Genomic DNA, 10886 nt, shown 5'->3' on the forward strand with positions numbered 1-10886 from the left:
CTCTGGGATCTCGGAGAGGGTGTAGCCGTGGCCGGCCACGCCCCAGCCGCCATCTGCCACCTCGTTGATGAGCACGGTCACATAGGGCCGCGCGCTCGGCGGCAGCTTCTCAACAGTGGCGATGACATCCGTCACACCCTTGATCATCGCGCGCCGCTGATCGAGAGTAAGGGCCCCTTGCGGAACGTAGATTTGAGCGAGTGGCATAGTAACGACTCCTTTGGTTGCTGTTAGGAAAGACGCGCACGGTTATGCGTCTTGCATGGCACGACCTGCGGTCAGCGCCGCGTTCGGACGCCCGGCCCCAGTGGCACGGTCGTCCATGCTCCATTGCAAGGCCGCGGCGGCGAGGCCAACGACGAGCATCGATGTCCAGGCGGTGGCGTAGGACCCTGTGAGATCGAAGGTGACACCGCCCAGCCACGCGCCCACAAAGGCGCCGACCTGGTGGCTGAGGAAGGTGAGGCCGAAAAGCGTGTTGAAGTGCCGCAGCCCGAACATCCGCCCGATCAGGCCGCTCACCAACGGCGCCACGCTGAGCCACAGGACGCCCATGGTGGCGGCGAAGACGAGGGTCGAGGCGGCGCTGATCGGCGCGGCGAGATAGACAGCGATGGCGAGCGTGCGCAACAGATAGATGAGCGCGAGCAGCCGCTTCTGGCTGTAGCGGGCGCCGAGCAGCCCGACGACGTACGAGCCGGCCGCATTGCCGAGACCAATCAGCCCGAGCGCGCTGGCGCCGACCGACGGGGCCAGGCCGCAGATCGCCAGGAACTGCGGCAGGTGGGTCGTGATGAACATCAGTTGAAAGCCGCAGGCGAAGAACGAAACGGCCATGGCGATGTAGCCTCGATGGCCCGCCGCCTGGAGTAGCGCCGCGTGAGTCGAAGCCGCGGCCTCACCGTCGCCCGGCGTAGATGCAGTCGTGGCGGGGCGGCCGATCAGGGCGCCGACCGCACCCATCAGCAGCGCAATGCCGGCGAAGGCAAGCAGCGCCGTGCGCCAACCGTATTCCGTGATCATCACTTGGCCGAGCGGCGCCAGGACCAGGGTTCCGAGCGAGCCGGCTGCGGACACCAGCCCGACCATCTGGCTGCGCTGCTCGGCCGGCACGGCGCGCGAGACCGCTCCCAGCAGTACGCCGAAGCTGGTGCCGGCAATGCCGATCCCGGCGATGACGCCGCCACCGATATCGAGCCCGAGCGCTGGGCCGCCAAAAGCCATGAGCAGAAGGCCGGCGGCATAGACGAGCGCGCTCGCGATCAACACGGGCCGCGCGCCGTAGCGGTCGCCGAGCACGCCGACCACCGGCTGGCTCAGACCCCAGACGATGTTCTGCAGCGCCAGCGCGAAGCCGAAGGCTGCCGCCGAGACGCCAAGATCGGCGTTGATCGGGCGCAGGAACAAGCCGAGACTCTGGCGCAGGCCCATGCTCAACGAAAGCACGGTGGAGGCGACCGCGATGAGTACGATCACGCGCAGCGGGAAGGCGGATTGTGGGGCGGGCTTCGCGGCAAGCATGGCAGCGCATCCTTCGGCAGGTCGGACACCGCTGACATGGGCGCCAGCGCGTTATTCGTCACATCTCAAGCTGCGAGCATTGGCCAAACAGCCCGTTGTGTATATGCACTAGTCGGTATACAATGACGGCGTGGCACGAGATGCGAATGCGACCCGCGAGCAGATCATTCAGGCCGCTGACGATCTCTTCTATGGCGAGGGGATCCGCAGCGCGAGCGTGGACGCGATCGCCGCGAGGGCCGGCGTAACCAAGCGCACGCTGTACTATCATTTCCCCAGCAAGGACGATCTCATCGCGGCCTATCTCACCGCGCGCGACGAGCCGACGCTCGCCCACTACGCGGCCTGGCTGGATCAAACCAAAGGGGATTTATCCGAGCAGCTTCTCGGGATGTTTCAAAGACTGGCTCGGGTGACGAGGTCCGCACGCTGGAAGGGATGCGGGTTTCTCCGCGCCGCAGCCGAATTGGCGGGTACTCCAGGCCATCCCGCACTGAAGATCGGATCGGCGCACAAGAAGAAGTTTGAAGCGTGGCTCGAAGGCTGCATCGCCGCGGAAGGCTTGAGCGAGCCCGCGCTCCGTGCTCGCCAGGTGATGATTGTCATTGATGGCGCCGTGGCCCAGGTGCTGATCCACCGTGATCCGGCTTATGCGCTGGCCGCCGGGCAAGTCGCGGCAGCGCTTATCGCCAAGAAGGCGTAAAGCACAGCGATCGTCGAGCCGCCGCAGGCAGACCAGCGTGCGATCGGGCCGCTGAGCGACCCGGCAAGCTACGGCAGTTCGCCCGAAGACGCGTTCGACGTCATTGTACCGTCGCTGCCGGGATTTGGTTTTTCCTCTAGGCCGAAAGGCAAATCCATCGGACGATCGTGCGCAGGCTTCTGATTGACGATGGCTGATGCAGGCTTTGGCCCCAACACGCCGCATCATTTCGAGCGAGCCACGTCTCGCGCCACGAAATGTGCTCCGTCTATTCGCTCGTCACGCGTGAGCAAAATGTAGACATTCCCAGATCAGCCTCTGTGCAGTTTTCGTATTAGAGCGCCTTATTCTTTGGATGAGAACTTCTGATTTCGTGGGAGATCGCACCGCTGTTAGCGTTTGCGTCGAGGAAGATTGATGTAACCGCAATCGACTTTGACGAGAGATCCGGCCAGCCGGCAGATGCGGATCCGAGCTTGGCCTCGATCGCGAAGTCCGACAGTGCAATCCGCGAGCTGGCGGAGTGGTTGGCGTACGGATCGGACGTGCGTCACCTCGAGCAGGAGGCGCTGGATCCTAAGATCGTCGATCAGAAAAATCCCTTTCGACCTTCCTCTCCCTCGTTGCCTACAAAAGAATAGATTGTGGCGTAGTCTGCGACAGAAGGGGGCGGCGGGTCATTCTCGATGATGATGAATTGAGCCTCGGCGCTCTTTTCCTTCAAGTAAATGAAGAAGCGTTCCTTCACACCGCTGGCCGCGATTGCCTTCTCATCTTCGGAAAGCTCCCCGTCTGCCGCTCTTGGGTTTCGGCTATCGAGTCGACAATGAACCGTCGATCAAGCCGCAGTTGATCCAGTTCGTTTTGGCGCTGGACCAAAGTCGACTGGAGCTCGTCGGTGGCCTTATCAAGTTTCGCAAGCTGATTTTCCAGGTCGGATGGGTCGGGATACTCGCGGTTGAGCTCTTGCTCTGCGGTCGCGAGCATCTCTTCGACCATCTGAACTTTGCCGGAGTTGATGGACTTCTGGGCATCGGGACTGGGCGTCTCGATGACGGCGGAATCATCGATGCCGGTGGCAATGAATTTCAGGACATTCTTATCCAACGTGTCGCTGTTAAAGTCCGAAATTCGGATCGGAGGCCACTCTCCCATCATGTCCGTTTCCTCGGTCAAGAGGTAGGGGACAAAATGTCTGAAGGAGAATGCGACTTTCGCGGCGTGCTGCGTCTTTGAAAAAGATTTGTCGGCGATGCCGATTTCTGCCAACAGAAACCCAGAAAGGCTGTCTTTCCCCTTGTGTTCCGGTGAAAGCGTGCGCGTCGCTTCTTCCTTGGTGTCAGGCTGGACCCAATGGTTGTACAGTCCGAAGCTACCGCCGGCGAGCGCGCGCACGAGAGTGACTTGGCCAGATGTCGGCAGGATCAGGTCAAGCCAGGCTTTGTTGTAACCTTGTCGCTGATTGATGTTGGGCAGCATTTTCGGCTTTGCGCCCGACATGAAATCGAGAAGCTTGACTGTAAACGATTTTCCCGTGTTCGACGCGCCCCAAATGACATTGACGCCATCCGCGAACAGCAGTTCGGCCGTCGGGACCTTCGGTCCCGTTACGGCCAGCCGACGGATGATGAAGCGCGCGACCCCATCCCTCATTATCCCTGAAGGGAGGTTCCGCTAGTCGTGCTAAACGCCTCGGTCCAATCTCCGATCTGGGTGCGCACGAAATTTTTGAATTGATGTTTGCCGACCGACCTTACCTGAAGCGCGATCCAATCGGCGCAGTCCTTCAACTTCTGGGAATAGTGCGTTTCCAAAAGCTCGATATAACCGGCAGCCTCGTCGGAAGCTCGATACAGAACTCCTTGGTCGGTGATTTCTTGATCGACGAGATGGCAGCGGCGCATCAGGTCAAGGCTCCTCTCGACGAGACGCCGCCTGACGAGAAGCTCGCCCTTGCGATCGGATAGGTCTGGATGTAGGCTCGGCGGCCCTCCGATATCAGCAGTGTGGACCACCACGTGATCCAAAAGCACCATCTCTGCGAGATCGGCGGCTTCCGGACGCAGCTTTTCCAGCACTACGACGGCCCTGATCCCCGCCTCCAGGGGGAATTGAACAGTTTTCCGAAGCTCTCTACGGAATCCATTTCATTCGTCCCTCGTTAGCCAGGTGGTGGCACATCCCCTGTTTGACGGGCACGCGTACGACGCGGCCGATCAGACCAGCGGGCAACGTCGACGCGTGTCGCATAACGGCGTCCAGTCGTTCGAGACTGCTCGGGTGACGCTGACGGTGGACGTCGATGACGCCATGATAGACGTCCTCACGGAAAGCCGCCAACGCTTCCGGAGGTGAGCTGTCGCGGTGGAAGCGCTGAAAATGCTCGGCGTCAAAGTAGCGCGTGCGCTGATCGAGAAAATGTTGGGCATGCTCCGGATGCCGCAGGATCTCGTCGGCCGTCTGAATTTCGCTTCCCGATGCCTCGTTGTACACCCGGCGAAGCTGGTCGACATACTCGAGTTCCTCGGGCTGGATGGAGACGGGGGCGACGCCCGGCGGGGCTTCATCCGGGATCAGACCGAGAACCTTGATCAGAGCCGCGCGAGCGGCCGGATCTTTGACGATCAAAGGCGCCGTTAGATACTCGACGTTGACGAAGTCGTATCCGTCGATCAGGGCCTTTAATCGATCCGTGAGGGGCACCGGCACGTTCGTGATCTTGTTTTTGCAGTAGTTATCCCAGTTGCCGATTAGCGCTCTGGCTATCGTCGAAGGATTTTGAAGCAAGGTCATTAACGGGCCGACAATGCCTCTCGGCGAAACGAAAACGATCTTGGTTGGGAGCGTCGCGTAAGCGCCCTCGGAATGATGGTAGAAGACCTTTCCGAGTTCGAGCAGCGCCTCTGAAAGCCCGAGTTTCGATCCCAGCGTCTTCCGTTTGCACTGGTAGAGGTGCCATTCGCCTTCGTGTCGGCGGAGGGTTAGAATCCGATGACGTCTCGGCCCTTATCGTTGGCGCCGCCGACCCGCTCCACGCTGACGTATAGCTTCGACTTTTGGCTCGCCCAAAGATCTACGAACTCCTCAAGCTGGCTGTCATCGAGTTCCTGGATCCGAATGGCAGGGCTTCTCATCGACTCTTCCGGTATGCGGTGCCGGATATAGCAGGCATGACCTTGGGTTGAGAAGATGTCGACCACCGCCCCTGCGCCAAAGGATTACTCACTTCGTCTAAGGCCTTCGAAGCCGGAGTCCCCTCATATCGCCAGTCGACAGGGTCGCGCCGGCTCCTCGGAAACGACCTGCTCGGCCCAATTGTCGAGCGATGCGTCGGCCTTCCGGAAGAGCGCCGCGCGGATGGGATCATGGAGCATGATCTGCTTCAAAGTCTGGCCAGCGATGGAATCCTTGAACGCCACCTGATGGCCGAGGAAATCTCCGCGATGCAGCCCGAACTCGTGCGCCAGAAGCCGCACGTCATCGCTGTGAAGGTGCCCGAGAAACATCCGGGGCTCAAGCGCTGTGTCGTGGCAAACAGCCCAGCCCGGCGGACCGGAATGGCTTCCGCGGCGCTGCCAGCCTGCTTCGGAATAGCAAAGGCAAGGCAGAGCGAATGCCTGTCCAATGAGGTCCACACTGGACTCGCGGCTGCTCGAATTCTCCATGTGAAGAACAACGCGACGAGCTTCCACCATCGCACGAAAGCTGACGTCGCCGACCTCTTGCTCATGGAAGACGAACTTCGTCGGTGGCTGCTTCATGGCTTCCTCGCGAGGCCGTTGGAGCGGGGATATGCAGGCATCTGGGGACCCAAAGAAGCTGATTTGACCCCCCTCACTTTTTTCGAGCTCAAAAATCGGCGAAAAAAAACGAGGCGGAATTTACGAGAAGTATCAGCGGGATCTGCGATCGAGTCGTTCTCAAAACGAAATCGATTCGTTCTTAAAGCGGAAATCGAGTCGTTTTCAAAGTGTCCGCATAAGCCCCTACGTCGATCAGACGACGGCAGGATCCGAACCTGCAGCCAGACTGTTATGGACGGCTAGTTCTAACCATCAAAGTCGCGCAGGAGGGATGGTACTCTTCTGGTCCAGACATACGCGGCGCAACGCCCAACTTGGGTGGCACCGTCCCTCCCTTCGCGGACATCCGCATTAAGCCCGACCGACCAGCTCGTTTGCCCTGGCTGGCACTGTCTCTAATGTGCTCCCTTCCCGCGCCGTCGGAAACTCCAGCCCTGTCGAACTCTCCACCTGGAGTTCCTTGGCAACTTTTCGCGCTGATGCGAGCTCTCACGGCAACGAACTTCAATGATTTCAAGAGCGAAGTCCCAGACTACGAGTCGGGCGGTGGCCCTCTCGCGACGCGGTCGTTTGCTTGTACCCGGCCGGCAAAATCAGTTTCAATTTATGTGGCGTGGACGCTGGACAGTTCCAATTCGCGTGGCGGGTAGTCCCAAATGCCTGGCGGGACGTATAAAAAAGGCAAAGAAATTCAATGCACAGAGTTTCAACTTAGTTGTCGCGCTACACGGTCCCCCACCCACAGAACGCTTCACGAACGGCGCGCCCAAGAGTCAGGGACGCGCAACGAGCAACGGCTGGACGTTTTCGCCGCCTGCCATGAGGGGATTCGACGGCTCGAAGTGCTCACGCAGTTCTCGCCTTTTGACGAGCGAGCGCGCCACAACAAAGGCGTCCTTCAGGCGTTTAGCCTGCCGGATTGCGACATTGAAAAAGGCGTCGCCGAAATAGGTCCACTTGGCTTTGTCCCGGCAGCCGAACGATGGATGGTCGGCATCGGCCGCGCTGATGACCAACGTATCGGGGTTCGCGAGACGAGGGATAAAGACCCCGGAATAGCAGGCCGAGATGATCACCACCTTGTGTCGCATACCGGTCCGCGCCAGCATGCCAGCGAGATTGGACGGCGTGAGCGTTTGCGTAAGCCGCCCCGCTTTGACTGCAAGCCCGTCGGGGGAGCCGTGCGAGGTGAGAATCAAGAACAGAACGTCGTTCTCGGCGTCCATCCCATTGGCCGCTGCCTGCAGGGACCTAGCCAGCCCTTCAATCGTTGCACCTCCGCCCTTCTTCCAATTGTATTGCACGTTGACCGGGCCGCTCCCGAAACGGCCCGCTACGATCCGTGCTGCACCGATTGCCTCGTTTCTAAACACGCCCTGATCGCCGAAAAGGCCGAAGGACACGACGCTCACCTTGCGAGCATCCTCAACGGCGTGCGCCGGCGAAAATGACGGCGCAATGGTCAAAACAAAAGCAATAAGCGGCGCGCCGAACCGGCCGATCCAACGTAGATGCACAGCTTCACCGGGCAATTTCGTTCAACAGGTCACGTGAAAGAGCCCGATCCTCCTGGCGTGCGACCGGTTGAACATCCGGATCGCCTCGGGTGTCGGCCTCAACAGCACCTCGCAGCCCTTCCTTTTGACATAGGCTTCAGCTTGCGGTGACAGGTGCACGTTGCCCATCTGACCGGAACCAATGACGACCTGGTCGCACCCTTTCTCGAAGAGAAACTTTGCCTCGTCTTTTGAAAGCACGTGCGAGGTACCATAGAGGTTCTTTGATAGCTTCTTTTTCCGCTTTACAACTTCGCCGGAAAGACGAACGACCACATCGTACTGATAGGTCGTTCCGTCAATCGTAATCGCGCCGAATGTGGTGCTGTCAATTTTCATCGTGACCTCCTGATCAGACTCCAGGTCCAATTGCACAGTGAGGCGCCTCGACGTCGGCATCATCCTCACTCGTCGCCAACCGTAATCGAGCTTTACGATTTAGCGTTTGCCGCTTCCACCCTCCGTTGCTCGGCTCTTCCTATGCGCCATGTGACTCAAATATGCCAAGATCAGCTCGAGTTCCTCATCGCTCAGGTCCTCTTCGGCAAACCTGGGCATCCGCTGCTCGGGCCAAACCCGAACCGAGCGCGGATCTCGGATCAGCGCGCGCAAACCGGCATCGGTGAAGTACTCCGTCGGGTTCATCGGCAAATTCAGATCGGGGCCCGCGGACGCCGATCCGGCCTGGTTCATCGTATGGCATGTGAAGCACTTGTTCACGAAGATGGTTTGGCCGTCTCGTGCCGGATGGAGCGCAGGGAGCGTGGGATCAACCGCGAGCGTGGGCCACCGCTTGGCTGGCGCATCCTGCACCGACAAACTGACAACTTGGTAAGGCCACTTCATGATTGGGACGGATGACGCTTGATCGCCGAGCCATACGATATAGAAGGGGCCTGCGCTCTTATCCTTACCTGGAATTGGCGGCCACGGCGTGTCGGCGACCTCGATTGCCAAGTACCCGATGATGCCGTCATTAGCATAGACCAGATCGCGAGGAAGCTGGGTCACGAAGCCGTCTTGTGCTGCCGCTTCCACAACGGCATCAGGCGGAATGGGAACTCCTTCAAGTAACTTCGAGAGAGCCACGGCTCGATACGTCCGAGGAGTACGGTATGCGACATCACGCGAGGTGGTGATTTCGACGACATCTGTGCGGGCAAGCAGCGCGTCCCGATCGAAGATACGGACGCCGCCATCGGCTGACACCGTCAACGTCGGACTGGCTGCCCAAACCGACGTTGGCATTGTGAAGGCAACCAGCGAGAAAGCTAACGTGACAGCGAGCCCGATCGTCGTTGTAGGCATATCCGAAGCGTCCCTCGAACGCGGCAAGGGTAGGCGCACAATGCGACTATCGCAGAGTTACACCTATTCCCAACTCCTCCAGCCGCGAAGCCCACATTGCATGCTTGGTTTAGAATGAAACGCCGCCAATTCAGACGCTGAAAATGCGCGGCTTCACGACGAAGGAAAAAGCTGTCAGCGCCCGGAATACATCCACAAATAGGATACGTCGATCTTTATAGCCGCATACAGCTCTTCGAAAAAAATCTCGTCTCGTGAGGACCACTGCGTAAGGGCTCTTGACCAAAAGCACGCCGTCCGAGCAGGCAGCCCTCGCTAAAATACAAAGGCAAACAAGGCGTTGGGAATCCTATTCGGTCGCGCTTTGTGCTAGGCTTCCACCAGTCCATACCTTGAACAAAGCGAAATCAAAACAGGAGGATGGGCCGACACTGACAATCAACCAGATCCTACGGTGCAGTCTGCGGTTTCTCAGCGAGGTCAGTTTTGCCTGAGGCCATACGAGGGGATATCCCAGGATAGATGTTCTCGCTCACCTCGTGGAGACGCTCCTGACGGCTCCGTCTGAAGAGGGAGAGACGATCATGATCAAGGTGAAGATTAATGGCCAGGAACAGAACTGGGATGGCGATCCCGATCTTCCGCTACTCTGGTTTATCCGTGACGAGGTCGGGCTGACCGGCGCCAAGTTCGGCTGTGGCCAGGCGCTGTGCGGCTCATGCACCGTCATCGTCGACAAGCAGGCCGTGCGCGCCTGCATCACCTCCGTGTCCGACGTCGGCGGCCGCGAGGTCACCACCATCGAGGGCCTGCACCCGACCGGCGACCACCCGGTGCAGAAGGCCTGGCGGCAGCTCAACGTGCCGCAATGCGGCTTTTGCCAGACCGGCCAAATTATGCAGGCGGCGGCGTTGTTGATGGACAATCCAAAGCCTTCGCACGACCAGATCCGCGAAGCCATGTCCGGCAACATCTGCCGCTGCGGCTGCTACCAGCGGATCGAAAACGCGGTCCATCTCGCATCGACGGGAGTGTGACATGAATATCCTCACCAATCCCAGCAAGCTTCGCGGTTTCGAGAAGCACATCAAGGTCCAGAACATTTCGCGGCGCAGCATCCTGAAGACCTTGGGGCTGGCCGGCGGGTTCGTGCTCGCCGCACCGGTCATGATGCGGCCGAGCTTTGCCTACGAGACCGGCGCGGGGAAGATGCCGCACGGTACTGTGGTCGACCCGCGCGTCTTCGTCTCGATCGCGCCGGATGGAATGGTCACAATCGTCGCGCACCGTGCCGAGATGGGAACCGGCGTGCGCACCAGCCTGCCCATGATCGTCGCCGAAGAACTGGAGGCCGACTGGAAGCGCGTTCGCGTCCAGCAGGCGCACGGCGACGAGGTCAAGTTCGGCAACCAGGATACCGACGGCTCGCGTAGCACGCGGCACTATCTGATCCCGATGCGCCAGATCGGCGCCTCGGCCCGCACCATGCTTGAGCAGGCCGCTGCAAAACGTTGGGGCGTGCCGGCAGCCGAGGTAAAGGCCGTCAATCACGAAGTCGTCCACGGCGCGAGTGGACGCAAGCTCGGCTTTGGCGAATTGGCCGCCGATGCCGCCAAGGAGTCGGTACCGAGCGTTGAAGGCTTGAAGCTCAAGGATCCCAAGGATTTTCGTTACCTGGGCAAGGGCGAGATCAGCATCGTCGACCTCCACGACATCACGACGGGCAAGGCCCAATACGGCGCCGACGTGCGGTTGCCCGGCATGAAATATGCCGTGATCGCCCGCCCGCCGGTGACTGGCGGCAAGGTGGCGTCGTTCGACGGCGCGGAGGCGATGAAGGTTTCCGGCGTCGAGAAGGTGATGGAAGTGAAGGGATGGCCGTGGCCCTCGAAATTCCAGCCGCTCGGCGGGATCGCCGTGATTGCCCGCAACACCGGCGCGGCGATCAAGGGCCGCGACGCGCTGAAGGTCACCTGGGAGGACGGCGCCAACGCC

Annotated in this window: 14 protein-coding genes; 5 read left to right on the forward strand and 9 right to left on the reverse strand. The window is 60.0% G+C overall.

The window, feature by feature from the left end; genetic code table 11:
• Positions 1-207: tautomerase family protein (locus tag CWO89_RS33820; protein WP_130582806.1), on the reverse strand; the 207-nt coding region annotated here is incomplete at its 3' end.
• Between the two features lie 42 nt (positions 208-249).
• Entirely contained in the window at positions 250-1521 is a 1272-nt protein-coding gene (locus CWO89_RS33825; protein WP_130582807.1) for an MFS transporter, read from the reverse strand.
• Positions 1522-1651: 130 nt separating this feature from the next.
• On the opposite strand from CWO89_RS33825, the gene CWO89_RS33830 reads away from it, so the two are divergent.
• Positions 1652-2224, forward strand: coding sequence for a TetR/AcrR family transcriptional regulator (locus tag CWO89_RS33830; protein ID WP_130582808.1), 573 nt, complete (start codon positions 1652-1654; stop codon positions 2222-2224).
• A 476-nt stretch (positions 2225-2700) separates the two neighbouring features.
• Positions 2701-2865 (forward strand): hypothetical protein, encoded by a 165-nt coding sequence (locus tag CWO89_RS46285; protein ID WP_165421435.1) that lies wholly within the window; start codon positions 2701-2703, stop codon positions 2863-2865.
• Between the two features lie 103 nt (positions 2866-2968).
• Here the strand turns inward: CWO89_RS46285 and CWO89_RS33835 are convergent, their stop codons facing one another.
• The 4 genes from CWO89_RS33835 to CWO89_RS46290 form a co-directional block, all read right to left on the reverse strand.
• Positions 2969-3877, reverse strand: coding sequence for a hypothetical protein (locus CWO89_RS33835; protein WP_130582809.1), 909 nt, complete (start codon positions 3875-3877; stop codon positions 2969-2971).
• Complete coding sequence (locus CWO89_RS33840; RefSeq protein WP_349644917.1) at positions 3877-4329, reverse strand: ABC-three component system middle component 2; 453 nt, start codon at positions 4327-4329, stop codon at positions 3877-3879. The genes CWO89_RS33835 and CWO89_RS33840 overlap by 1 nt, the downstream gene beginning before the upstream one ends.
• Before the next feature lie 28 nt (positions 4330-4357).
• Positions 4358-5017 carry an ABC-three component system protein gene (locus tag CWO89_RS33845; RefSeq protein WP_130582811.1) on the reverse strand — a complete coding sequence of 220 codons (660 nt, stop codon included), beginning with the start codon at positions 5015-5017 and terminating at the stop codon, positions 4358-4360.
• Between the two features lie 188 nt (positions 5018-5205).
• Positions 5206-5424: a hypothetical protein gene (locus CWO89_RS46290; protein WP_165421436.1), complete on the reverse strand. Its 219-nt coding sequence runs from the start codon at positions 5422-5424 to the stop codon at positions 5206-5208.
• Between the two features lie 165 nt (positions 5425-5589).
• Between CWO89_RS46290 and CWO89_RS46295 the strand changes: the two genes are divergently transcribed.
• Positions 5590-6270 (forward strand): hypothetical protein, encoded by a 681-nt coding sequence (locus CWO89_RS46295; protein WP_165421437.1) that lies wholly within the window; start codon positions 5590-5592, stop codon positions 6268-6270.
• A 530-nt stretch (positions 6271-6800) separates the two neighbouring features.
• Here the strand turns inward: CWO89_RS46295 and CWO89_RS33855 are convergent.
• The 3 genes from CWO89_RS33855 to CWO89_RS33865 form a co-directional block, all read right to left on the reverse strand.
• Positions 6801-7559 (reverse strand): C13 family peptidase, encoded by a 759-nt coding sequence (locus tag CWO89_RS33855; protein ID WP_245476705.1) that lies wholly within the window; start codon positions 7557-7559, stop codon positions 6801-6803.
• Positions 7560-7565: 6 nt separating this feature from the next.
• Positions 7566-7922: an Mth938-like domain-containing protein gene (locus CWO89_RS33860; RefSeq protein WP_130582812.1), complete on the reverse strand. Its 357-nt coding sequence runs from the start codon at positions 7920-7922 to the stop codon at positions 7566-7568.
• Positions 7923-8021: 99 nt separating this feature from the next.
• The gene (locus tag CWO89_RS33865; protein WP_207234628.1) at positions 8022-8891 is read right to left on the reverse strand and encodes a c-type cytochrome; all 870 of its coding nucleotides are present in this window, start codon (positions 8889-8891) and stop codon (positions 8022-8024) included.
• A 584-nt stretch (positions 8892-9475) separates the two neighbouring features.
• Between CWO89_RS33865 and CWO89_RS33870 the strand changes: the two genes are divergently transcribed.
• Both CWO89_RS33870 and CWO89_RS33875 read left to right on the forward strand, forming a co-directional pair.
• On the forward strand, positions 9476-9928 hold the full coding sequence (locus CWO89_RS33870; protein ID WP_130582813.1) for a (2Fe-2S)-binding protein: 453 nt from the start codon (positions 9476-9478) through the stop codon (positions 9926-9928).
• Between the two features lies 1 nt (position 9929).
• Positions 9930-10886, forward strand: a 957-nt coding sequence (locus CWO89_RS33875; RefSeq protein WP_130582814.1) for a molybdopterin cofactor-binding domain-containing protein, incomplete at its 3' end; no start/stop codon positions are given.

Source organism: Bradyrhizobium sp. Leo170 (assembly GCF_004296405.1).
GTDB lineage: Bacteria > Pseudomonadota > Alphaproteobacteria > Rhizobiales > Xanthobacteraceae > Bradyrhizobium.

Coding starts and splice junctions, on each gene's coding strand:
- CWO89_RS33825 (WP_130582807.1), bottom strand. CDS start 1,521: ATGCTTGCCGCGAAGCCCGCCCCACAATCCGCCTTCCCGCTGCGCGTG.
- CWO89_RS33835 (WP_130582809.1), bottom strand. CDS start 3,877: ATGAGGGATGGGGTCGCGCGCTTCATCATCCGTCGGCTGGCCGTAACG.
- CWO89_RS33845 (WP_130582811.1), bottom strand. CDS start 5,017: ATGACCTTGCTTCAAAATCCTTCGACGATAGCCAGAGCGCTAATCGGC.
- CWO89_RS46295 (WP_165421437.1), top strand. CDS start 5,590: ATGGAGCATGATCTGCTTCAAAGTCTGGCCAGCGATGGAATCCTTGAA.
- CWO89_RS33860 (WP_130582812.1), bottom strand. CDS start 7,922: ATGAAAATTGACAGCACCACATTCGGCGCGATTACGATTGACGGAACG.
- CWO89_RS33865 (WP_207234628.1), bottom strand. CDS start 8,891: ATGCCTACAACGACGATCGGGCTCGCTGTCACGTTAGCTTTCTCGCTG.
- CWO89_RS33870 (WP_130582813.1), top strand. CDS start 9,476: ATGATCAAGGTGAAGATTAATGGCCAGGAACAGAACTGGGATGGCGAT.